Raw genomic sequence first — 22,440 nt, 5'->3', positions numbered from 1 at the left:
AAATCTCCGACGTGTGATAAGAGGCCCGTCATGGACAGTAGACCATTAGCAACACTTGTCATCGCTGAGCACGATAACAAGGCGCTGGCAGTCGATACTTTACGCACGATCCAAGCCGCCGCATGCATAAAGGATAATGGGGTGCCACTGCCAATTTCAGTTTTAGTTGTAGGGCATCAGTGTTCCTTGGTTGTCGATGATCTAAAACGTATTAAAGAAATCGCAGAAATCATCTGGGTGGATGCGAAAGAATACGAGCATGGGTTAGCAGAAAACTTAGCTGTATTGAGCTCGCAAGTCGGGCAAGACTTCTCACATCTTCTCGCGCCAGCCAGCACGTTTGGTAAGAACGTAATGCCTCGCGTCGCTGCCCTACTTGATGTCGGGCAGTTATCTGATGTGATGGCAATCGAGTCACTTGATACGGTGATTCGTCCGATTTATGCCGGGAACGCATTGGCCAGAATTGTGTCCAGTGATGCAATTAAAGTCATGACAGTGCGAAGCACAGTGTTTGAGGCGGTGGGGTTGTCCGACACAGCGGTGGTGCCTAAAGTGACTCAAGTGGATACAGTGGTTGCTGCCGAGCGTTGTGAGTTTGTGTCACAGCAGAAGCCAGAAAGTGAGCGTCCAGAATTGCCTGCAGCGCGCGTGGTGGTTTCTGGTGGCCGTGGCTTTGGAAGTAAAGAGAGCTTCGCCTTGGTTGAGCAACTGGCGGATAAGTTGGGTGGAGCGGTGGGGGCTTCTCGCGCAGCGGTTGATGCGGGTTACGTGTCCAATGATCACCAAGTCGGGCAAACCGGTAAAATTGTGGCTCCTGAGTTGTATATTGCAGTGGGTATTTCTGGTGCCATTCAGCATTTGGCAGGGATGAAGGACTCTAAGGTGATTGTTGCAATTAACCGCGACCCCGATGCGCCAATTTTCGACATCGCGGATTATGGTTTGGTTGGTGATTTGTTTGAGGTTATGCCTGAATTGCTGGATAAGCTTTAAAGCACTGCAATTACATTTCAAGTCTGCTAAGGCTTGTTAGGATAAAAAGTGAACGATGCGTGTTCTTAGTTACCCATGTTGGTCATTCAGTACCATGGTAGGAATGAAAGGCTGCCGTCATGGAAGCTTTTTTCATCGTCACTTCTCACTGGGGCGTTGCAAATGCTCAGCCAGTATTTTGGTGAACTTTGCGGCTTCACCGCCAGTGCAAGCGCGATGATCGAATGTTATGGATAACGGCATTGCTTTTACTGCTATCACTTGGCCGTTTCTTATCACCACTCGGTCAACGAGACGACCCGCACCGACAATGGCCACTTGCGGCGGTGATACCACTGGTGTCGCGAAGAGGCCACCAATGGCCCCGAAGTTAGAAAGTGTGATAGTCGCATGCTGCAATTGCTCACGGCCAATTTTTCTCTCTCTGATCTCTTCGGCAGTTTGATCAAGCCAACGACGAACATCTAGTGGTTCATACTCGTCTGCATGGCGTAGCACGGGGACGTATAAGCCGTGACGACTATCGACGGCAATTCCCAAGTTGACGGTGTTATGTATGCAACGCGTCATAGTCTCGGCATCAAACCAAGCGTTTAGAGCTGGCTCCTTCTGACAAGCGTGAACAATCGCTTGAACAAGACGAATGCTGATGTCTTCGCTTGGCAGCCAATCTTCCAGCAATGCTTCTTCGGTAATGGTTACCGCTGCAACATTCTTGTGTGATTCGGTCATGGTCGAAACCATGGTGCGTCGGGCACCTTTCAGCACTTCAGTGCCTGGGCGTTGTTTTCTGGCTTCGTCGTAAATATCAGCATCAACAATGAGGCCGTTTGGGCCACGACCGGATACGAGATTGAGGTCTACACCCAGCTTTTTCGCTAATAAACGAGCAGAGGGAAGTGCGGTAATCAAGTTGTCTTTTGTCGTGCTGTGATTCCCGCCCACCCAAAAATCATCGAGGTTAACGTGATGGGCCTGATCGAGAAACATTACCGACCACCGTCGCGGCATCTACGCTTTGTTCTTTCTCTGTGGTTGCTTCGTGCTCCGCGCCCGTCTCATCGATTTCGAGTAATAATGCACCAATGTTAACGATATCGCCTTCTTCCCCATGACGACTCACCACTCGACCCGAGTAAGGCGCGGGAACATCGACCGTCGCCTTTGCCGTCTCTACGGTTAAGATCACTTGATCTAACTGAACCATATCGCCGACATTGACGTGCCATGTGACAATTTCTGACTCAGCGAGGCCTTCGCCGAGATCAGGTAAGTGAAATGTTTTCATTTCCAACCCTCCACGAGCTCACGTGCTGCTGTCACAATGTCTTCTTCCTGAACCATGAAATAATCTTCGTTACGGTAATAAGGCATAATGGTGTCCATCCCAGTGACGCGTTTAGGAGGGGCTTTTAATAAGCACATAGCGTGCTCAGCTGTTCGTGCTAAAAGCTCTGAACCCACCCCGCAGGTCCGGCTCGCTTCATGTACGACAAGGAGGCGCCCGGTTTTTTCTAGTGAGCGGAAGACGGTGGCCATATCAATAGGTTTGATGCTTGCTAAATCAATGAGTTCCACTTCAATTCCTTGACTCGACAACGTTTGTGCCGCTTGCAGTGACTCCAAAACACATGCGCCCCAAGTCACGAGCGTAATATCGCGCCCTTTACGCAGCGTAAAGCAGGTATCGAGTGGGAGCGCTTCACCGTTATCGATCACTTCGGATTTTACGGTGCGATAAATACGTTTTGGCTCAAAGAACATCACTGGATCGTTGCTGCGAATAGAAGCGAGAAGCAGACCATACGCACGTTGAGGAGAGGAAGGGATCACGACTTTAAAGCCAGCGATATGAGCAAAAAGTGCTTCGATACTCTCCGAGTGATGCTCTGGAGCATGAATGCCGCCACCAAATGGCGCACGAAACACGGCTGGGCAAGTGAGGCGCCCGCGAGTTCGGTTACGCATTCGAGCGGCATGACACATCAAATGTTCCATGGCAGGGAAGATAAAACCTTGGAACTGGAACTCTGCGACTGGGCGAAGTCCTTGCGTCGCCATACCGACCGCGACCCCGCCGATTAACGCTTCTGCGAGTGGAGTATCAATCACGCGCTTAAGCCCAAATTCTTGTTTTAGCCCCACAGTGGCGCGGAATACCCCGCCGTTATCGCCCACGTCTTCGCCAAGCACAATTACATTCGGGTCGTGCTGCATTTCATAGTGCAGAGCGAGGTTTACCGCTTCAACTAACGTTAGCTCAGCCATGTTTGCCTTCCTGCATTCGCACTGCTTTGTTGATGAGCTCATCTCTTTGCGGATGAAGCTCTGTAGGGAGAGATTCATAAAGATAATCAAACCCAGTTTCTGGCGCTTGTTGAGGTAAGCTGAGATAGCGTTCAACGGCGAGGTCGACTTGTTCTTTGCAATAGTCGAGCCATTGCTGTTCTTGTGTGTCACTCCAAGCACCTTGATTGATTAAGTAAGCTTTAAGGCGTCCCACGGGTTCAAATCGCCATGCGGTTTGAACCTCTTCTTCTTTACGATAACGAGTGGCATCATCAGCGGTTGTGTGATCGCTTAACCGATAACTGACCGCTTCAATCAAGGTTGCGCCTTTTCCTTTTCGTGCCCGCTCTAGTGCCGTCATGGTGGCATCGTAAACGGCAACCACATCATTACCATCCACTGTGATACCAGGGATACCTGCGCCTTGGGCTTTTTCTGACAAAAATTCGGCAGCACATTGCAGGCTGCGAGGCACCGAAATTGCCCATTGATTGTTGTTTACAACGAAAACCAGAGGAATGTTCCAAGCGCCCGCACAGTTTATGGACTCAAGAAAGTCACCTTTTGACGTGCCACCATCACCACACATAACTAATGCCGCTTCATGATTGCCCTGAATTTTCAATGCAGAGGCAACACCAACGGCGTGTGTGCATTGTGTTGCGATAGGCACACAAAATGGCAGATCTCGACTTGGAGTGAGACTGCCCGCTGGTGCAAAGTCGCTACCAGACTCGTCTCCCCCCCAGTATTGAAGGTTTTTTTCCATACCAATACCACGGCACCACATCGCAGGCATATCACGGTAGTAAGGGACAAGGACATCGTCAGGTTTTAGCGCACGACCGACAGCTACTCCGATGGCTTCTGCACCAAGATGCGAGGGGTAGGTACCGAGTTTACCAGTACGTTGTAGCGCAACAGCTTTGTTGTCGTAGGTGCGAGTTAATACCATGTCACGGTAAAACCCGACTAAAGTTTCAGTATCAGCCCAGTTGGGTAGTTGGCCGACTAGGTTCCCATGATGGTCGATAAACCGGTACATGGGTAATGCTTGAACGTTCATCTCAAGCTCCTTTTGACGCAGCGGGTCTTTTGGATTGCCTCCCGTTAATACAGGGTGTTTGTTCAAACACAAGGCAATATGAAGACCACATCCAATGCCTAGACCTTTAATTTAATCGCAGTAAGGCTAGATACAATAAGTGTAATCAAATTGTTAATTTGTGCTCTATTTTGACTTTCTCTCAACAGTAAATTTTTACTTACAACTTGATTCTGTGGCGTAATAGGTGAATCTTTGCGCTTGTCTATTTTAAAGTTTAAAGCCCGAATGCAGTCACGAGGGTTGAAGTGTATTTGCACCAAAATTAGCCTGTAAAATGTGACAAACTGAACCATTATTAATTTATGTATGTAAATTGGTTGTTGTTGCTTGAGCGAGGACTCGTGATAACGGGGAGACCCCGAGCTCTGGTTGGAGGAAGGGATAACTTCTTTTCAACAGAGTGGAATCAAGGTAGGGTGACGAATCATAAATGTATAACCTTGGCGATTCTTGAGTTCGCATCGTGTAAACGGTACTCAAGCAGAAGTATTATGGAGAAGTTATGTACCACGCCCATGTTTATTTTCCTTTAAGACAACAAGATAAAGCGCAGGCTTTGAATGAGATCATTCGCCAAGAACGGCAAGATGTGTTGCGTGTGTATCCTTTAGTCGGAAGGTTGGTTGGTCCACATAAAATGCCGATGTTTGAACTTCACTTGGAATCATTGAGTGAAGAGTTCCTTGCTTGGCTCGATACTATCCGAGGCGACTTTTCTGTATTGATTCATCCTGTGAGTGAAGAAGAATTGCTTGATCATACGGAACGTGCAATTTGGTTAGGTAGAGAGCTTGGCGTATTTGAAGAAAAGCTTGAGAAATAATCACAACCCGTAAATGCCCTTCACCAAACTTTCCGACCGCTTGGAGTCGTGACTTTATCCATAGCTCATAGCGGTCATTATCTCAATTGGCGTGTTAAACCCTCTTTTAGTGTGCACCTCACTAGGTTTGAGCTCGTTATAACCATCGAAATAGTGACTTAATATATGGGTAGAACATAAAAAAAGAAGCCGAGTATATACTCGGCTCCTGTGACTTTTGAGTTAAGACATCCCAGAAAGCGGAAAAGAAAATTAATGATGCATGTTTTTTTTCATACGATCTTGCTTTTCTACCACCATTTCTACTTGCACTTTCCCGGCGTTTTTAAACGTCAACGTCATAGGGAAACGGTTTCCTTCTTTTAGAATTTGAGTTGGATTAAAAATCATCAAGTGGAAGCTGCCCGGCTTAAATAATACAGAGCCACTGGCAGGGACGCGCACCTCATCGATCTTAATCATTTTCATCACACCGTCTTCTTTTTTATGAGTATGAATCTCAACGTGTCCCGCAATCGGACTTTCCGCTGCGATTAAAGCGTCTTCGATATCACCATGGTTAGTCAGTTGGAAAAAACCACCAATCACAGGGGCATTAGGTGGCGCTTCTCGACTCCATGGGTGAGCAATATGGATCTCTCCCACTTCATAATCGTCAGCAAGACTAACTGGGCTGGCGACAAGCGCAACAAGAGCAATCGCGACGGTTTTCATTTGTTTAAGCATCTGTTTTTCCTTTTGAATATATAGCAATTCTGATCGTAAGCTGATCAGATGGTTGTCGTTTTTGAACCAAAATTCGTAATGATTAAGCAGGAAAAACATTGGGTGGGGAGTGTTTTGGGGCGATGTGTTTATACACGAGCTTGTCGCATTTCGCGAAACGATAAGGATTGAAGGTATGCTTGACACGTCGTAACCAGAGAACGGTCGCTAGGTAGAGCCCAATAACAACCAGCAGAAAGAACTGTATGGCTTGGAGTAATGGGCATTCAAACTGAAAGCCTTCATGTAAATGGAGACTTTGAATGAACCCAGAAGAAGATTGGGCGTTGGCTTTAATCAGCGTGTTGATATCCACCCATTTAAATCCGTCAGCGGTACAAAGAAGTACTTTTTCACTCTGTACTGTATGAAGCCAGTTTTTACTGTGGAGTTGCGTCGGATTAAGTACCGCAGTGGAAGCAAGGTACAGTTGAAACAACACCGCGAATATGATCGCTAAAGCGGTGATATGTTGCTTTTTATGCGGTAGTCGGACTGTTTCCATACGATTGGATGTTTGTTTTCTTCGGTGCAAGATATTAACAAATTACCTAAATAATGTAATTGCGAGTTTGCTAAAAAGTGATACAAGTGTGCATCACTTGGGTAAGGCAAAGTTTCCGCTCATGCGATTTAACCATAGCATTCTGGTAATAAATTGGTGTTTTTATGCGCTAGCCTTGGCCGATATGGACTCAAAATGTACGCAGAGTATTCACTTGTTTTCGATTAACGTAATTATGACAGTAATTTAATAAAGGATACGGTATTCTCCGCGCCTTTGTACATGCCTGAACGTCCGTCCTGCTTAATAGGAGGGACGATTAATCTTAAGAAATTTCTCAAATGAAATACGAACAACAGATTGGATATCGATACCCTAAAGGTCGATTTGCGATGGTGAGTGTTTATACATTCACTGGTGCTGCGATTTTAGCATCGACTATTTTTTCTTTACTGCTGTTTTTGTCGATCGATGAAAACCCCATGATGCAGGCCTTATTTGGTGGCTTAGCGATTATTTTTGAAGCGGGTAAGTTCTATGCTTGGTATGAATATGGTGAGCGTCGAGCACACCGTAACTACGCAGGCGCGATAACGGCGTTGACATTTTACTCGGTGTTGGCCGCCATCTCTATCGGTGGCAGTATTGGTGGCATCAATAGCGCAACGAACAGTGCACAAAGTCATATTTCTGTCGAGCAAGCAAAGGTGGAAGCGTTTAATCGCCAGATTGCGGCGATTGATAAACAGATTGATCTCAACAATATGGCGGCTCAGAAGTATATCGAGATGGAACGTATTGCAACAGGCGTGAGTCGTATTCAAGGGCAGAACAAAAAGCTGCGTAAAGAACAGCAGCGGTTAGCGATGGAGCGAGATAACTTACCACCCGTAACCCAAGGTTCTGTGATCGGTTTGATCGACAGCCTAGCCAAAGCGTTCGGCACGACGTCTCAACAAGCCCAGCTTGGTTTGGTTGTGTTTTTATCGATTTTATTGGATTTCTTTGCTGCCTTTTTTGTTGGCTTGATTGGAGAAGAACAGCGCTTTCGCTATTTTTATCGTCGCCATGAAGGGGGGACTTTAGAAACGCTCCGTGATATTGATCCCGAACCAGCAGGTTATCTTCCACATATCAAAGCAGAGGAAGAGCAAAAAATGCCAACCCCACCGGAACCACCTCAAGCGGCAATGACGTTATTGGAACAAGTCAGCGATGCCCTCACAACGCATCAAATCACGTGTACTAAGAAAGCCGTTGCCAAACAATTTAGACTGTCCGCCGAAGAGGTGGATAAGGTGTTTGAAGAGTTAGCGGAGCTTGGCTTAGTCGGCAAAAAAGCCAATCATCATTATCATTGGATTGGTCAAGCGGAAGTCGCCTAACTGAGATGTATAGGTTCAGATAAATAGATTGGTTCAGATAAAAAAGAGCGTCGATTGACGCTCTTTTGCTTTTTCCTCACTAACTCACAGTGAAACAAGAAAAAACTGGGAATTGAATTAGACTGAAGTTAGTTCAGCGGAAACTTGAGGAGCCGCCATGCTTTCTTATCAGGTCAGCAAAAGCATTGAAATTAATAAGACTCAAAGCGAGATCATTGACTATCTCAAGGATTTTAACAATTGGCCTGAGTGGTCACCGTGGCTCATTCTTGAACCGAGCTGTGAACTGACGTTTAGTGATAACCAAGGTCACGTCGGGGCAGGATTCCAATGGGATGGTCAGCGTATCGGTACTGGTGCTATCGTGCTAGAAAGTACCCAAAAGCATCGTTTAGACATGGAGCTTCACTTTTTTCATCCGATTAAAAGTCACGGTAAGGTGACTCTCATTGTGATGCCGTCACAGATCGGTTGCTCAGTTGAATGGCAAATGCAATCACGTGTTCCGTGGTATCTGTTCTTCCTCAAAAACATGTTTAAGTCGATGCTTGAGATGGATTATCAACGCGGACTGCAAATGCTCAAAAGTCGGCTCGAAACGGGGCAAGTATTCTCTGATTTAGTTGAAATCGGTAATCGAACTCAGTCTAAGATGCATTACATTGGGGTAAAGGGGGTGGGCACGATTACCGAACTCGGGTCGATGATAGAAGGTCATCTTCAACAGTTGAAGCAGTTAACAAAGAAAGAAGGTATATCTGTAAACGGAGAGTTATTTTGCTATTACCAGTCGATGGATATGCAGCAGGGAGCGCTTGAATTTATCACCTGTTTTCCGCTTGATAATCCGGCTACTGCGCCACAGGGTTTTGTTGCTGGAACCATACCAAAGTGCGACACATTTGTGGTTGAACATCGAGGTGAGTATCAATTTTTGGGTAACGCGTGGTCGTTAGCCATGACTTTGACTCGTCAGAGTGGGATCAAAGTGAAGAGCAACCCGTTAGGCATTGAGCGTTATCTGAATAACCGAAAAGAAACAGAAGGTATGAATTTACGCACAGAGGTTATTTTGTTTAAGAAATAAATCACTTTCACGCTTTGGCATTATGGGGCGTATTTGCATCGATTGAGTATTGACGAGCGTGGGGGTTTTTCCTGCTCTAATCGAAAACAGGAATGAACAGTCTTATATAAAGCAACAGAAATTCAGGGGCCACCTTACTCTCTGTAAGGTATTCCCCTGAATATGCAGCTCAATTTTTTCTTCTTAGCTAAACAGACTAAAAACCAACGCGCTTACCGCAATAATTCCCGTCATTAACACAAAGTAAGTCGAATGATTGTTACGATATTGCTTCAACGCGTCGATCTTATATACCGCTAACATTGGCATAATAAATAAGATCATAGCGATAACAGGGCCGGATAATGCTTCCATCATGCCAAGAATACTAGGGTTCATAATCGTCGTTGCCCAAATGGAGAGAAACAGAATAACAACACTGATGTATTCAACGCGTTGTTTTGGCAAATTAGAATGTTTTGTAATCAAACCATTTAAACTCTCTCGTGCGCCTAGAAAGTGGCCCAAAAAAGAGGAGGTAATAGCAACAAAAGCCACCAAAGGACCGAGTGTGGCAATAAATGGATTATCTGTCGCGTTCGCTAAATAAGACAGCACTGACACGTTTTGCTCTTTGGCTTGAGCCAGTTGCTCAGGGGATAAAGCCAAAATACATGAAAAAACAAAAAGAAGCACAAACGCAATCAACATGATACTCGTGCGTCGGAGAATCGTTTCGGTTTTAGCTTCCGCGTTTTCACCATAATGGCGACGTTGTACATTGGAAAAGCTTGAAATCGCAGCGGCGTGACTAAATGAGAAAATAACCACAGGAACTGCTAGCCACATGGTGCTAGCAAAAGTAGCCGCGTCTGGCGCATCCATGACAGGCAAGGTCCAGTTGGGTATTAAATAAAAAGAGAGAAAGGCCAGAATCGCGACTAATGGATAAACCATGATGGCAAAAGCACGCAACATGACTTTTTCGCCGGCCATCATAATAGCAATCAATGCAAAAACCAGGACGCCAGAGAGTAATGGACGAGGTAAGGACGCCATATCGGCTTGGTGAACCATAAAACTGTCAACAGTATTGGTAATACCAACACCGTAAATCAAAAGGATCGGAAAGATAGAAAGAAAATACAGCAGTGAAATCGAACGACCTGTCTTGGCACCAAAGTGTTCTTCTACTACATCGGTAAAGTCTGCATTTTTGATCTTAGACGAGAGTACGAATCGAGCGAGACCACGATGCGCGAGATAAGTCATTGGGAAGGCTAACGTAGCCATCGCGACCAATGGCCAAAAACCGCCAATACCAAGATTGATTGGCAGAAACAAAATACCAGCACCTACGGCGGTACCAAATAAGCTAAGAACCCAATGTGTGTCGTGTTTTGACCAAGAGGTAGTTGTGTCTAATTCACTGGAATTTAACGTATTTTGAGATTCTTTCACTTCATACTCGTCTTTATAAAAATAATAATATGGCGGATGGTATAGGTTTTAGTGTTTGTGATCACATCTACAATGGGGTGAATCATGCTATGAATTGACAGGTGTTGTAACTTATCAAACTATGAATTTTTTCAAAATCTGGTGTTTAGTTTCAGTTTTATGTCTTTTTTGCAGTTTTATAATCTGAATTTTATTTGATAGTTGGTTTTTGATATTGCAGGTGAAGATTATGCATTGGTGTGCGCTAAGAAAAAATACGCGATGGGCGAGTGTAAACCAACACCTTAAAGCATCAAGGATAACAGCGTGTTTCTCTGAATCTTGATGCTATTTAGGTATACTGCTGCCACCGATGCAAAAGGAGAAACAATTTGATGGACATTTTATCTGCACGTAAAGACGACCTATTAACGGTGTTCACACTAGAAAATACCTTGTTTGGAGAACATGCCTACCCTCAATTTTTCTTTCGACAAGCCTTCGACTGCTGGGGAGAGAGCTTATTGGTTGCGAAGGAAGGAGCGCAAGTCACAGGCTATATCCTGTTAACACCGAGTTCGACAGAGCACCAGTATTGGATTATGTCACTGGCTGTTGATACTCAACATCGGGGTAAAGGTATTGCTCGAGCTCTGATTGAAAGCGCCGTGGCTCAGCTAAAACCAAGCTCACGAGTTAAATTGACCGTTGAACCAAATAACCAACCCGCTTTATCACTCTACCTCTCTCTCGGTTTCAAAGTTCTGGAGGAGGAGGCGAATTATTTTGGTGATGAAGAGTCTAGGTTGGTTATGGAATTAGTGAATTAATGCTACACGATATGAGTTTGATTGGGCCTCAATCAGTACGGCATATGAAATGGTCCTTGTCACTCACAAAACTCGGTTGGAAAATACGAAAACTGTTTAATTATCACAATAAAAAATTAGGTCTCTGATCTTTAAAGTTGTTTGTTAGTTTTTAATTTGTTTTTTTAACATTAGGTTACCGCGTGATTCTTTTTAGTGATAAAGTTGACAGTTACGATGCTTGACAACCTAGTTGAGCTTACAATTTTCATGGCTATTAGGGTTTACAGTGAAAAAAATTGGCTTCAAAGCAAAGCTTACTCTATCGGTTATTATACTAGTAATCCTTAGTTTGCTAGTATCAAACTGGTTGTCTTATGTAAAAATCAAACAACAAATCATTGATAATATTGGCCAAAGATCGAGTGCCACGGTAAACGATCAAGCGAATAGAATAGAAGGGTGGTTTAAACAGAAAGCTCAAGCTATCGATGTTCTCACTAAGGATTATCAAGTTGAACATAATGCAAAACGTTTACTCGAGACTGCTAGGTTAGCTCAGCAGACGAGTAACCTAGCAACCGTTCTCTATGGCTTCGACAATGGCATTGCATACTCTACTTTGTCTGGTAAAGGTTGGAATAATGGTGTTGCTGATCCAAACCACTACGATCCTCGTTCAAGACCTTGGTATTCACAAGCTAAGACGGCTAACCATGTTGAATTTACCGATGTTTACACAGATTCAACCACCGGCAAGTATGTTATTTCATTAGTAAAGAGCATCAGCGGCGGTGCTATTCTTGGCGATATAGAGCTAGACATATTATCGGAAGTCATTGCTAATGTTAAAATTCCTGGTTCACACGCTGCCATTGTAAATGAGGCAGGTAATACGTTAGCGTCTAATTTTTCGGCTTTAAGTTTTGGAACCACGCTCAACGATGCCGGTTTATCTGATGTGCAAAGAATGATGAGCACGGAAGAGACCAATATGATGGAGTATACCTTTCAAGGTAAAGAGATGGTTGCCTACACGAGGGCTATAAACTTATCTAATGACCAGCGTTGGTATCTTTTCGTTAATATTGATAAATCAGTTGCTTACTCAGCCGCTAATAAAGCGCTCACCGAATCGATTATTTCCTCTCTTATCATGGTATTAATCTCCGTCACGATTGTGTTGGGGTTACTTAAAGTATTGTATCAACCAATCCTTAATTTAAAGTCGCTAGTTATCGATTTATCTCAAGGAAATGGTGATCTAACTAAACGGTTACCAGTAGATAATGATGATGATTTGGGGCAAATTTCACAAGGTATAAATACGTTTGTCTCAAGATTACAAGAAATGATGCTAGATATTTCTCAGTCCTCGCAATCCATTTCCCAAAGTGTCAACGAGCTAAAACTGCAAACAGAAACAAGCACTAAGTTATTGGATGGTCACTCAATAGAAACGGAGCAGATCGTTACCGCGGTTGAGGAAATGAGTTCAACTGCGAGTGACGTAGCCAATAATACTGCTCAAGCTTCACAATTAACTCAGTCAACGCATTCTCAAGTGACCGAAATCAGTGTCACGGTTAATGAAGCAGCGACAACTGCAAGAAAAATGATTGACGATGTTGATCAGGTTTCTGAAAGAATTATTAACATCAATAAAGAAACACAAGAGATAAATCGTATCCTCGACATCATTGGAGAGATCGCTGATCAAACGAATTTATTAGCTTTAAATGCGGCGATAGAGGCTGCTCGAGCTGGCGAACAAGGACGTGGATTTGCTGTCGTTGCTGATGAGGTCCGAGCGTTAGCGGCGCGAACGCAAGCCAGTACTGTTGAGATTGAACAAACTGTTCAACAGTTACGACAAAGCTCAAATGATGCAATTGAAGACATGCAAATAACCAAAGAAAGCTGCAATCAAACCGAGCAACAGTCTAGAAGGATAGTTGAATCGCTTAATTCTGTTGGTGACTCAGTCGTGCATGTTAGTGATATTAGTGTTCAAATTGCCACTGCGACAGAGCAGCAGAATGCGACCACTCATGAAGTGAGCTGTAACATGTCAAATATACGTGATTTGGTTATGAAAATATCTCAAAATGGTAGGGATACCAGCGACGAAGCCATCAATCTTGCCGCCGCAAACAGTCAACTAAAATCGGTCGTTGAGCAATTTAAGTTAAAATAAATTCGATTAACCAACCGATGACGAGACAAGGCCAGCGAAGACGCTGGCCTTTTTTTTAATCGTTGTTTATCGAATGGATCTGCAATTCGGTGTAGCCTGTAGATGTGTCCATCGCTCGCGTAAAGAGCAGCTCTGAGTAAGAATGAATGATCAACTCAGCAGTCGTATCGATGATGGTTCCTTCCATTAAATGCCCCCCAAAAACCTGTCCGTTGCGGTCAGAAACCGAGATATGAATGTGCTGATGTTCAGGCGTTAGTGTCCCCATTACCGACACAATCTCAAAAGGTTCTTGCTTAAATAAGGTGCTTTGTGCGCCTGCCAAACGAAGTTTGAGATCAGAAACACAACCCACACAAGAAGCGATTGAACCTGCTTTGATGTCATGTTTTTGCACCAATTGCGCAAGCGTTTGTTTCAAATCCATGCCTTGGGTTAGGCGAGTCGCAATTATTTGAATCGACATATTACTTCCTAATTAAGTTCAGTAAACAAGATAACGCGGTATTCAAATCGGCATAACGTTTCGCTTTGCCCAGCACTCGCATACCTTGCATGTTGTTGAGAACAAAGCGAGCGAGATCTTCAGGTTTTAAGCCTTTCGCAACCAGAGTCTCTTGTTGTGCGTTTTTTAGTGCGTCCGTGATAACCCCGATCAAGTGATCAAACAAAAAATGCCCCTTACGCAACACGTCATCATCTTCCCCCGCATGCTCTACGAGAGCGTTTTGGATGAAACAACCGCAGTTGTATTGACGCTGTAACCCAGCAAAGGATATTAAAAACGACTCTAACTCTGGTAATGACGCGTTATCTTTCTCTAAGTCGATGAGTGAGGGGAGTGAGACCTTTTTCAAATAGGTATCTAGCGCTTCATAATACAATCGCTGCTTGTCACCATAGGTATTGTAAAGACTAAAGCGGTTGATGTTTAACTCATTGGTGAGATCGGAAATCGATGTATTTGCAAAACCCTTACGCCAAAACACATTCATTGCGACTACGAGTTTCTCTTCTCGATCGAAGTTGGCTTTTCTGGCCATATGTCTACCTACCTGAGGCTGCTTGATGCAAATCGCCTCTAAATTTATTGAACGGCTTTTAATAAAGGAAGTTCTTGACTGAGCGTTTATACACTGACTACAGTATATGCTAACCAATCAGTTAGAAAAAGAGAAAGGATACTTATGAAGCTCTACGAAACGGCAATGACGCCAAGCTGCAAAAGGGTTAGCATTTTTTTGAAGGAAATCGGTGGTGGAATTGAACGGGTCGCATTAAATGTACGTGATGGTGATAATTTGTCTGATACGTTCAAGCAAAAAAGCGTAAATGGTAAAGTTCCTGTACTCGAGCTTGAAGATGGTACGACAATTTGTGAAAGCGTGGCGATTTGTCGTTATTTAGATGAGGTATTCACTAACGATTTAAATCTTTTTGGAGGAAGTCCATTAGAGCGTGCCCAAATTGAAATGTGGCATCGTGTGGTTGAGTTTCAAGGGCTCTACGCTGCTTTCCAGGCATTCAGAAACATCACGGCTATTTATGAAGATCGTGAACGTTGCATTAAAGCGTGGGGGAAGAGTCTAAAAAACGTGTTCTTGAGTTTTTGCCGCGTCTTGATGAGCGACTTGCTGAGAGTGAATTCATTGCAACTGACCATTTTACTATTGTTGATATAACAGGTTTTATCTTGATTGGTTTTGCGATGAATGGTTTAGAAGTGGATGTGTTTTCAACGACACCTAATATCGCTCGATGGTATAAACAACTCGCAGCTCGACCAGCATTTCAACCTTAAATCATTAAGCAGAGAACAGGTTTGTCTGCTGTGAACTCCGTGAAAGATATTCAAACACTTCACATTTGTTCTTATTTTCTCACTCATCACCTATAATTGGTTAAACAATAACCTCAATTGGCTTCGATGCGTTTTAGGGCGAGAGCTCTTCGTTTGTAGGCGTTTTTTCATTCTGGCGGAGTCGAGCACAAGACAGGAGAGGTGATGAAAATGCAAGTCAAAACTATCAATAACGTTCTAATAGCATTGTTAATGGTCTCGATCTTTGGAGTGGTTACGCTGTACCTTAATGACAAGCAACAGAATAAACAGATTCAAAAACTTCAAAGCCAATTAATAGAAAAAGAACGTCAGATATTAATCTCCAATGAGGCGTTGTCTTATACTCGTTATCAGCACCAACTGTTAGCCGAAGATTATAATCGTTTTAGAAATGAGACGTCAGTGAGTAACATACTGCATTAGAATATCTCATTGCCGTCTAAGGAGCATGACGCCGATAACGTGCGCGTAGCTACTGTCTATGCCAATATCAGTGTCACCCTTAGTGATTTCCGGTGAAATAATGGCGCATAAATCACAAACAACATGAAAAGCTCACCTACTCACGATATCCTAACAGGTTAATAAAGTCACCTGAGATTATGCTGGTACATGCATAATTATTGATATGGTAGAAAGTGAAGTCGAATGAAGTTTATCCACACCTCTGATTGGCACCTTGGCCGACAATTCCACAACGTATCATTACTGGAAGATCAACAGGCTGTGCTAGAGCAGCTCATCAACTACATTAAGCTTAATCCTGTTGATGCTGTTGTTGTTGCTGGTGATATTTACGACCGTTCTGTGCCACCAACCGTTGCGATTGAATTACTAAACCAAGTCGTAAAACGCATTTGCACTGAGTTAAAAACACCAATGATTCTTATATCAGGTAACCATGATGGTGCAGAGCGATTAGGCTTTGGCTCAGAACAAATGAAAAATGCCGGCTTGCATATCGTCAGTAATTTTGAAGATATGTTGACTCCTATCATTATCAAAACAGAGTCAGCTGGCGAGGTGGCATTTTATGGTATGCCGTATCACGACCCTGAACAAGTTAGATTTGCCTATAAAACCTCGGTATCGACGCACGATGAAGCGCATCGCTTACTCATTGATAAAATAAAAGAGTCTTTTCAGCCTGAGCAAAAACAAGTACTCATCAGCCATTGCTTCGTTGATGGCGCGATTGAATCTGATTCTGAGCGACCGCTTTCAATCGGGGGATCTGATCGTGTGAGTCATGAACATTTTTTAGATTTCGATTACGTGGCTCTTGGTCATTTGCATCAGCCGCAAAAGAAAGGCGAAGAGTATATTCGCTATTCAGGCTCACTGATGAAGTACAGCTTTGGCGAACAGAACCAAAAGAAAGGGTTTACGCTGGTGGAGATTGATCAAAGTGGATTTATCTCAGCCGAGCACGTTAATCTCAGCGCCCCTCATGAAATGCGCATTGTCGAAGGGGAGCTGGATAAAGTCATCGAGTTGGGTAAGACCGATCCCAAAAAAGAAGATTATTTGTTAGTACGTTTGATGGATAAGCACGCCATTTTAAATCCAATGGAAAAGCTTCGAGCGGTTTATCCTAATGTACTGCACTTAGAAAAACCAGGAATGCTAATTGGTGTTGAGCAAGAGATGGCAAAAGCAAAGCTAGCTCGAAGTGAAATTGATATGTTTCGTGATTTTTTTATAGAAGCGCAAGATAGCCAGCTTTCGCAAGAACAAGAGCACGCGATCGCCGATATTATCAAGCAATTATCACAGCAATAGAGGCCAGAGATGAAACCAATCAAACTAACAATGCAAGCCTTTGGTCCGTTTGCGAGAACAGAGACTATTGAGTTCGAAAAGCTTGGCCGTAATCCACTGTTTTTGATCAATGGCCCGACTGGTTCGGGAAAGACATCAATTTTAGATGCTATTTGTTTCGCCCTGTATGGTGAAACGACGGGAAATGAGCGCCAAGGCATCCAAATGAGGTGTGATTTGTCGGCACCCGACTTACCAACGGAAGTCACGCTAGAATTTTCCTTACATCAGAAGCAATATCGTGTGATTCGTGCTCCAGAGCAAGAGGCACCAAAAGCTCGCGGTGAAGGGATGACGACAAGAAAACATACCGCATCACTTTATGAATTGGGGGAAGCAGAAAAACTCATTACCAGCAAAACCACTCAAGTTAAAACAGAAGTCACTAACATTATTGGTTTAAACGAAACTCAATTTCGCCAAGTCATGGTCTTGCCCCAAGGAAAATTTCGTGAACTATTGTTAGCCAGTTCGAAAGAGCGTGAAGAGATTTTTGGCCAACTCTTTCAAACCGATATCTACAAAAAAATTGAGTACGCCCTAAAAGATAGGGCGAGCGCGATCAGTAAAGCGAAGAACGAATTTGATAATCAAATTCGTGGGGCGTTGCAAGTGGCAGGAGCCAGTTCGGAAGAAGAGCTTTCACAACAACGTGATGAGGTTGCAAAACAGTTTGAGTCTGACCAACAATCCGAAAAAGCGTCACTAGATAATCTCAATAACGCCAAATCTAAGTTACAAAAAGCTGAAGCACTCAATGAAGAGTTTATTAAGCGAGATAACGCAGAGACTGCGCTTAAACGACATTTAGAACATTCAGATGCGATAAGAGTGCGCCAGGAGCAATTGGAGAACGCTAAAAGTGCGAGCAAAATCGAACTTCAATATGTCTCACTACAGAATGCAAAAGAGCAGGCGCAAGAGCTCAATCAAAAAATTACGGTGCTAACAGAAAGCCTTAGTAAGGCTGGCTTGGTTGTAAAAGAAAAAGAAGCGTTACTGCACACAGCGAAAGAGAGTGCTGGGAAAATCCCCCAACTAACGCAGTATCAGTATCAGTTAGAAGGCATGAAAGATAAGTTAGTTGAAAAAGCGAACTTAGAACGAAAAGTGGCGGCTGGGATTCAACAAAAACAGCAATTAGAAGCGACTTTACAGCAATATGTCACGTTGAAAGATAAGCTGACGTTAGAAGCGCAACAAGGGCAAAAGTCTCTGGATAAAGCGCGTATCGATGTTGCTCTGATCGGTAGTGTTGATGCTGAAATAAAACAAAAGCAACGTTTGTTACAAGATGTTCAAAAGCTACTTGGATTAAAGCAAGAGCATACAAAACTGACAGCGTTGACCTCGAGTAAACAGCAAGCGCTTGAGCAGGCGCACAAGTTATACCAACAGTGTCAACAGGCCGCAGATTCGGTCGAACTCAAGTGGCACAATGCACAAGCGGCAGTATTGGCGCAGCGGTTGAAAACGGGTGAAGCTTGTCCGGTATGTGGTAGCCAAGCGCACCCTTATCCTGCTCAGTTTATTGAAGAAGAAGTCACCAAAGAGCAAGTTCAAGCAGAACGCGCAAAGGAAAGAGAAGCCCAAGTATCCTGTAACCAGCTAAACAACCAGCTGGAGCAACATTATGTTGTGATAGGGCAATATCAATCTCAGATCAACCAGTTGCAATCAGAGCTTGGCGAGCATGCGACAACGGATGAGAAACAGATTCAAGCCGACTTACAGTCATTAAGCGAACAGTTGCAACGCTTGAAGGCGATTGATATTGGATTGTTAGAAAAAAATGTTGAGGAATTGAATCAGCGTTGCTCAGTCGGCGAAAATAAAATCCATGATCTGCAAAACCAAATGGCGGCGAATGAGTCGACAACCAAGGCCAATCAAGAACAACTGACGCAATTGCAGACTGCCATTGAGCCGAAATACAGCTCGGTTGAAGTACTTGAACGAGAAGTGACGGTTACACAAGACCAAATTAAGAGCCTAAATAGTGGTTTGGAGAATGCGCAAAAAGAGTTACAACATGCGCTATTGGCGAAGTCGAATGTTGAGAGTCAATTAACTACCAATAAGCAGTGGTTGGTTGAATCAGAACAAAAACTGAAACAAGCGGAATTGAATTGGCAAAAAGCGTTAGAAACAAGTCATTTTTCGGATGAAAACAGCTACCTCAACAGCCGAGTGGCGGAACAAGACACTCAAGCTTGGCAACAAGAAGTTGAACAGTTCAAACAGACTCAAACCAAGTTAGAGCAAACATTATATGATTTGAACCAGACCTTGAAAAACCTTGAAAAACCCGATCTAAACTCGCTTAACGACAATTTAAACATTCATCAGAAACATTATGTCGAAGTAAGAAATCAACTCGATACGACACGTTCAACATTTGAGCGTATTGATAAAGTTCGCAAAGATATTGCTAGTTTGCACGAGAAAAACAGCAAACTGGAAGATGAATACAAAGTCTTTGGTACATTATACGACGTGGCCAGCGGTAAAACGGGCAGTCGTGTCAGTCTGCATCGCTTTGTCTTAGGTGTTCTGCTAGATGATGTCTTGATTCAAGCTTCTCAGCGCTTAAGTCTTATGAGTAAAGGGCGGTATATTCTGGTCCGTAAAACGGACGGATTCAAAGGCGCTGCAGGTCGTGGTCTCGATTTGATGGTAGAAGATGGTTATACAGGGAAAACTCGAGATGTTGCGACACTCTCTGGTGGCGAGTCTTTTATGGCTGCGCTGGCGTTGGCGCTCGGCCTGTCTGATGTTGTGCAGTCGTACAGTGGCGGCATTCGCTTAGACACCTTATTCATCGATGAAGGTTTCGGTAGCTTAGATCCAGAATCTTTGGAGCTGGCTATTCAAACCTTGGTCGATCTACAGCAGACAGGACGTATGATCGGGGTCATATCTCACGTATCTGAACTAAAAGAGCAAATGGCACAGCGAATTGATGTGGAACCTTCAAGGCTTGGTTCTACTGTGTCGGTGAAGTCCCAAGGAACTTTCGTTAGTTAGTGTGTGCGATTCAGTTTTTAAAATACCAAAGCCCTTTAACCGGGGCTTTTTCGTTTGGTCATCACTGTTCGCAAAAGAGGCCCTTTTTTGGTGATTGTGTTATTGCATAGTCTCCGTCGAGGTTACGATAAACCACGGTATTCCAAACTGACCCATCATCGAGTTCAAACTCAATGGCGTAGTTTACGCCGCTGACGATCTGCGCATGAACATTGAGTATTTGTTGAAATGATGCAAGAGAGTCCATCTTTTTCAGAACAAAAGCCATCGCCTTCTGTGCGTCTGGGGTCACATGAAATTCGTTCCACCCACCAGGTATGTTGTCTTGTGTCGTGCATACCGCTACCGAGGTTTTTGATTGTGTCGAGTCGTTTGGGGTTTCCTGCTGACAACCAGCAAGCAAAACCAAAAGCGCACAAACTGACACTGTTTTTAGATGCATAACAATAACCTCTATTTATATCGGCGCGTATTATAGGAGGTTGAGATGACTGCGAATGTCTATGTTGTGCAAAGTTTTTATATGCACGGGGTCAAATTCTGATAAATAGCTCAGAGTTTTGTCAATTTGGAATGGATTCCGATTTTGCTTCAACATAGCGAAAAAAAAGTGACAGGGCAAAACAAAGCAAAAAGTAGGCAAGCCCTACAATTAACCAAACTTCAAAGATGTAACCTGATGAATTTGCCATTTCTGTTCCGACAAAAGTCATCTCTTGAATAGAAATTAAAGAGACAATCGAGGTGTCTTTGACCAAAGAAATCGTTTGACCAGCCAATGCTGGGGTAATGGCTTTCAGCACTTGTGGTGCGATGACAAATCGATATTTTACCCAGCGTGACAAACCGAGAGAATCTGCGGCTTCCCATTGACCTTGTTCGATGCCTTGCAAACCCGCGCGCACCACCTCGGCGATGTAGGCGGAAGAAAGCAAGCCAACACATAAAACGCCGGAGGCGAGGTTTTCCCATAAATTGGCTGGGCCAAAGAGGAAATGCTGCAATGCATTTGGTTCACTACGATAGTTACGTAGGAGGCCTTCTAATCCCAATAATGGGATCAATTGGTTTGAAATGAAAAAGTAGAATATAAAAACAAACACTAACGGCGGAATGTTTCTTATTAACTGGATAAAAGCATTGGCTGGTGTCCGTAACCAGACTTTTGTCGAAAAACGGGCTAAACCGAGTAAAGTCCCCCAAATAAGTGCAAAAGAGATCCCCCACAAGCTTAACCTTAGTGTAGAAAGTAAACCTTGAAAAAAATAAGGTAAGCTGCCATCGGCGCGAGGTGTAAATAGCAAGTCCAAAGCAGAAGTCCAGTGCCAGATATAATTTACGCCAGCAGTAGAGCGATGATATAACCAAATGCTGACAACCCCACAGATAACCAACAGAGCCCAGTCAAGCAGGTTCAGTCGAGATAGAAGAGCCCCTATCTTGGTTTTGTTAGGGGCAATACAAGGTGTCGTGTGTTCGTTCAAAGTTTAACTCCATGTTGAACTAAGCAAAGGCTCGCACCTACAGCGAGCCTTTAACATTATTGACCTTGTGCGATTTGATCTTGCCAATCTAGCGTTGAAAACCAGTATTCGTAACGCTGTGTTAACCAACCGTCTTGTGTGCGCGCTTCAATCCACTTATTGAAGAAGGCTTTTTTATCGTCTTCACCTAAGCGTACTGCAAAGGCTTCATTACCTTTTGATAAACGCTCAGAGAATGGAAGGAACAGTTTGTTATCGTGTTTTACGGTTTCATGTTCGGGCTTTGGACTGGAAGCGATGACCGCGTGAGCGTTGCCGTTGAGTACTTCTTGAAAGGCTTGTGCATCGTCGTCAAATTGCAGGATCTTAGCTTTTGGGAACGTTTCTCGCGCTACCTGAACCGTGAATGCGCCGCGCCGTGCAGCGATTTTTATACGTCGAGAGTTAAAGTCCGAGAATGTGCTAAAGCCAGCGGCAAGCTGTTTGTTAGCCGCAATTTGAACGCCGGAGTGAGAATACGGCTGGGTAAACTGCACGCTCTTGGAACGTTCAGGTGTGATCGACATTCCCCCGATGATCACATCAAACTTTTTCGCCAACAGTGCTGGGATAATGCCGTCCCACGCCGTAGGTACAAATTCCACTTCTAATCCTGAATCTTGTGCTAAGCGTTTCGCCACGTCTATTTCAAAGCCGATCAGCTCGCCTTGTTTGTTGCGCATAGCCCAAGGAACAAATGTTGACATGCCAACGCGTAATGTCCCTCTGTCTTTGATTTGATCTAAATTGGGGGTGGCAGAAGTGTCTTTCGCGAGCGAGGGCATAGCGATGGCTAGCCCCAACAATGCAGTGGTGGTCGCTTTGAATAACTTCATATTATTT

The 22,440-nt window shown here is 44.0% G+C and carries 19 protein-coding genes and 2 pseudogenes; 10 read left to right on the top strand and 11 right to left on the bottom strand.

The window, feature by feature from the left end; all coding sequences use genetic code 11:
- Positions 1 to 30 precede the first annotated feature (30 nt).
- Positions 31 to 996: an electron transfer flavoprotein subunit alpha/FixB family protein gene (locus AC3D28_RS15235; protein WP_488536567.1), complete on the top strand. Its 966-nt coding sequence runs from the start codon at positions 31 to 33 to the stop codon at positions 994 to 996.
- Positions 997 to 1,134: 138 nt separating this feature from the next.
- Here the strand turns inward: AC3D28_RS15235 and AC3D28_RS15230 are convergent.
- From AC3D28_RS15230 to pdhA, 3 genes and pseudogenes are all read right to left on the bottom strand, one after another.
- Positions 1,135 to 2,284 (bottom strand): annotated as a pseudogene (locus AC3D28_RS15230) (dihydrolipoamide acetyltransferase family protein).
- Positions 2,281 to 3,264 carry an alpha-ketoacid dehydrogenase subunit beta gene (locus AC3D28_RS15225; RefSeq protein ID WP_488536566.1) on the bottom strand — a complete coding sequence of 328 codons (984 nt, stop codon included), beginning with the start codon at positions 3,262 to 3,264 and terminating at the stop codon, positions 2,281 to 2,283. Before AC3D28_RS15225 ends, AC3D28_RS15230 begins: the two are co-directional and overlap by 4 nt.
- Positions 3,257 to 4,351, bottom strand: a complete 1,095-nt coding sequence (pdhA, locus tag AC3D28_RS15220; RefSeq protein ID WP_488536565.1) for a pyruvate dehydrogenase (acetyl-transferring) E1 component subunit alpha — start codon at positions 4,349 to 4,351, stop codon at positions 3,257 to 3,259. The genes AC3D28_RS15225 and pdhA overlap by 8 nt, the downstream gene beginning before the upstream one ends.
- A gap of 544 nt (positions 4,352 to 4,895) precedes the next feature.
- Here pdhA and AC3D28_RS15215 point away from each other — a divergent pair.
- Positions 4,896 to 5,216, top strand: a complete 321-nt coding sequence (locus tag AC3D28_RS15215) for a DOPA 4,5-dioxygenase family protein (RefSeq protein WP_098414085.1) — start codon at positions 4,896 to 4,898, stop codon at positions 5,214 to 5,216.
- A gap of 252 nt (positions 5,217 to 5,468) precedes the next feature.
- Here the strand turns inward: AC3D28_RS15215 and AC3D28_RS15210 are convergent, their stop codons facing one another.
- Together AC3D28_RS15210 and AC3D28_RS15205 are read right to left on the bottom strand one after the other, a co-directional pair.
- Positions 5,469 to 5,942 (bottom strand): copper chaperone PCu(A)C, encoded by a 474-nt coding sequence (locus tag AC3D28_RS15210; protein ID WP_098414084.1) that lies wholly within the window; start codon positions 5,940 to 5,942, stop codon positions 5,469 to 5,471.
- A gap of 82 nt (positions 5,943 to 6,024) precedes the next feature.
- Positions 6,025 to 6,486, bottom strand: coding sequence for a hypothetical protein (locus AC3D28_RS15205; protein WP_098414083.1), 462 nt, complete (start codon positions 6,484 to 6,486; stop codon positions 6,025 to 6,027).
- A gap of 341 nt (positions 6,487 to 6,827) precedes the next feature.
- On the opposite strand from AC3D28_RS15205, the gene AC3D28_RS15200 reads away from it, so the two are divergent.
- Both AC3D28_RS15200 and AC3D28_RS15195 read left to right on the top strand, forming a co-directional pair.
- The gene (locus AC3D28_RS15200; protein ID WP_488536564.1) at positions 6,828 to 7,871 is read left to right on the top strand and encodes a Preprotein translocase subunit SecY; all 1,044 of its coding nucleotides are present in this window, start codon (positions 6,828 to 6,830) and stop codon (positions 7,869 to 7,871) included.
- Between the two features lie 157 nt (positions 7,872 to 8,028).
- Complete coding sequence (locus AC3D28_RS15195; protein WP_488536563.1) at positions 8,029 to 8,958, top strand: SRPBCC family protein; 930 nt, start codon at positions 8,029 to 8,031, stop codon at positions 8,956 to 8,958.
- Positions 8,959 to 9,141: 183 nt separating this feature from the next.
- Here the strand turns inward: AC3D28_RS15195 and AC3D28_RS15190 are convergent, their stop codons facing one another.
- The gene (locus tag AC3D28_RS15190) at positions 9,142 to 10,398 is read right to left on the bottom strand and encodes an aromatic amino acid transport family protein (protein ID WP_488536562.1); all 1,257 of its coding nucleotides are present in this window, start codon (positions 10,396 to 10,398) and stop codon (positions 9,142 to 9,144) included.
- A 374-nt stretch (positions 10,399 to 10,772) separates the two neighbouring features.
- Between AC3D28_RS15190 and AC3D28_RS15185 the strand changes: the two genes are divergently transcribed.
- Complete coding sequence (locus AC3D28_RS15185) at positions 10,773 to 11,207, top strand: GNAT family N-acetyltransferase (protein WP_488536561.1); 435 nt, start codon at positions 10,773 to 10,775, stop codon at positions 11,205 to 11,207.
- 268 nt (positions 11,208 to 11,475) lie between these two features.
- A complete protein-coding gene (locus AC3D28_RS15180; RefSeq protein ID WP_488536560.1) occupies positions 11,476 to 13,383 on the top strand; it encodes a methyl-accepting chemotaxis protein in 1,908 nt (635 codons plus the stop codon).
- Positions 13,384 to 13,438: 55 nt separating this feature from the next.
- Here AC3D28_RS15180 and AC3D28_RS15175 read toward each other — a convergent pair whose 3' ends face one another.
- Both AC3D28_RS15175 and AC3D28_RS15170 read right to left on the bottom strand, forming a co-directional pair.
- Positions 13,439 to 13,849: a PPC domain-containing DNA-binding protein gene (locus AC3D28_RS15175; RefSeq protein WP_098414077.1), complete on the bottom strand. Its 411-nt coding sequence runs from the start codon at positions 13,847 to 13,849 to the stop codon at positions 13,439 to 13,441.
- 1 nt (position 13,850) lies between these two features.
- On the bottom strand, positions 13,851 to 14,426 hold the full coding sequence (locus tag AC3D28_RS15170) for a TetR/AcrR family transcriptional regulator (RefSeq protein WP_488536559.1): 576 nt from the start codon (positions 14,424 to 14,426) through the stop codon (positions 13,851 to 13,853).
- Positions 14,427 to 14,570: 144 nt separating this feature from the next.
- Between AC3D28_RS15170 and AC3D28_RS15165 the strand changes: the two are divergent.
- From AC3D28_RS15165 to AC3D28_RS15150, 4 genes and pseudogenes are all read left to right on the top strand, one after another.
- Positions 14,571 to 15,184, top strand: a pseudogene (locus AC3D28_RS15165) (glutathione S-transferase).
- A gap of 204 nt (positions 15,185 to 15,388) precedes the next feature.
- Positions 15,389 to 15,649 carry a hypothetical protein gene (locus tag AC3D28_RS15160; RefSeq protein WP_488536558.1) on the top strand — a complete coding sequence of 87 codons (261 nt, stop codon included), beginning with the start codon at positions 15,389 to 15,391 and terminating at the stop codon, positions 15,647 to 15,649.
- Between the two features lie 225 nt (positions 15,650 to 15,874).
- A complete protein-coding gene (locus AC3D28_RS15155; protein WP_488536557.1) occupies positions 15,875 to 17,008 on the top strand; it encodes an exonuclease SbcCD subunit D in 1,134 nt (377 codons plus the stop codon).
- Between the two features lie 9 nt (positions 17,009 to 17,017).
- Complete coding sequence (locus AC3D28_RS15150) at positions 17,018 to 20,074, top strand: SbcC/MukB-like Walker B domain-containing protein (protein WP_488536556.1); 3,057 nt, start codon at positions 17,018 to 17,020, stop codon at positions 20,072 to 20,074.
- Between the two features lie 61 nt (positions 20,075 to 20,135).
- Here the strand turns inward: AC3D28_RS15150 and AC3D28_RS15145 are convergent, their stop codons facing one another.
- The 3 genes from AC3D28_RS15145 to AC3D28_RS15135 all read right to left on the bottom strand — a co-directional run bounded on the left by AC3D28_RS15145 (position 20,136) and on the right by AC3D28_RS15135 (position 22,433).
- Positions 20,136 to 20,516 carry a cystatin domain-containing protein gene (locus tag AC3D28_RS15145; protein ID WP_488536555.1) on the bottom strand — a complete coding sequence of 127 codons (381 nt, stop codon included), beginning with the start codon at positions 20,514 to 20,516 and terminating at the stop codon, positions 20,136 to 20,138.
- A 121-nt stretch (positions 20,517 to 20,637) separates the two neighbouring features.
- Positions 20,638 to 21,558: an amino acid ABC transporter permease gene (locus AC3D28_RS15140; RefSeq protein WP_488536554.1), complete on the bottom strand. Its 921-nt coding sequence runs from the start codon at positions 21,556 to 21,558 to the stop codon at positions 20,638 to 20,640.
- Positions 21,559 to 21,614: 56 nt separating this feature from the next.
- Complete coding sequence (locus AC3D28_RS15135) at positions 21,615 to 22,433, bottom strand: transporter substrate-binding domain-containing protein (protein ID WP_098414069.1); 819 nt, start codon at positions 22,431 to 22,433, stop codon at positions 21,615 to 21,617.
- Between the last annotated feature and the right edge of the window lie 7 nt (positions 22,434 to 22,440).

The sequence above is a fragment of the Vibrio sp. TAP-3B genome (genome assembly GCF_057784735.1).
The sequence above is the reverse complement of the archived record's forward strand: the minus strand, read 5'-3'. Positions and strand labels throughout refer to the sequence as shown.

Bases quoted from the DNA above. Each gene is read 5' to 3' on its own strand.
- AC3D28_RS15200 (WP_488536564.1), top strand. From the start codon at position 6,828: ATGAAATACGAACAACAGATTGGATATCGATACCCTAAAGGTCGATTT.
- AC3D28_RS15235 (WP_488536567.1), top strand. From the start codon at position 31: ATGGACAGTAGACCATTAGCAACACTTGTCATCGCTGAGCACGATAAC.
- AC3D28_RS15205 (WP_098414083.1), bottom strand. From the start codon at position 6,486: ATGGAAACAGTCCGACTACCGCATAAAAAGCAACATATCACCGCTTTA.
- AC3D28_RS15170 (WP_488536559.1), bottom strand. From the start codon at position 14,426: ATGGCCAGAAAAGCCAACTTCGATCGAGAAGAGAAACTCGTAGTCGCA.
- AC3D28_RS15195 (WP_488536563.1), top strand. From the start codon at position 8,029: ATGCTTTCTTATCAGGTCAGCAAAAGCATTGAAATTAATAAGACTCAA.
- AC3D28_RS15225 (WP_488536566.1), bottom strand. From the start codon at position 3,264: ATGGCTGAGCTAACGTTAGTTGAAGCGGTAAACCTCGCTCTGCACTAT.
- AC3D28_RS15185 (WP_488536561.1), top strand. From the start codon at position 10,773: ATGGACATTTTATCTGCACGTAAAGACGACCTATTAACGGTGTTCACA.
- AC3D28_RS15155 (WP_488536557.1), top strand. From the start codon at position 15,875: ATGAAGTTTATCCACACCTCTGATTGGCACCTTGGCCGACAATTCCAC.
- pdhA (WP_488536565.1), bottom strand. From the start codon at position 4,351: ATGAACGTTCAAGCATTACCCATGTACCGGTTTATCGACCATCATGGG.
- AC3D28_RS15160 (WP_488536558.1), top strand. From the start codon at position 15,389: ATGAAAATGCAAGTCAAAACTATCAATAACGTTCTAATAGCATTGTTA.
- AC3D28_RS15150 (WP_488536556.1), top strand. From the start codon at position 17,018: ATGAAACCAATCAAACTAACAATGCAAGCCTTTGGTCCGTTTGCGAGA.
- AC3D28_RS15215 (WP_098414085.1), top strand. From the start codon at position 4,896: ATGTACCACGCCCATGTTTATTTTCCTTTAAGACAACAAGATAAAGCG.
- AC3D28_RS15175 (WP_098414077.1), bottom strand. From the start codon at position 13,849: ATGTCGATTCAAATAATTGCGACTCGCCTAACCCAAGGCATGGATTTG.
- AC3D28_RS15210 (WP_098414084.1), bottom strand. From the start codon at position 5,942: ATGCTTAAACAAATGAAAACCGTCGCGATTGCTCTTGTTGCGCTTGTC.
- AC3D28_RS15135 (WP_098414069.1), bottom strand. From the start codon at position 22,433: ATGAAGTTATTCAAAGCGACCACCACTGCATTGTTGGGGCTAGCCATC.
- AC3D28_RS15145 (WP_488536555.1), bottom strand. From the start codon at position 20,516: ATGCATCTAAAAACAGTGTCAGTTTGTGCGCTTTTGGTTTTGCTTGCT.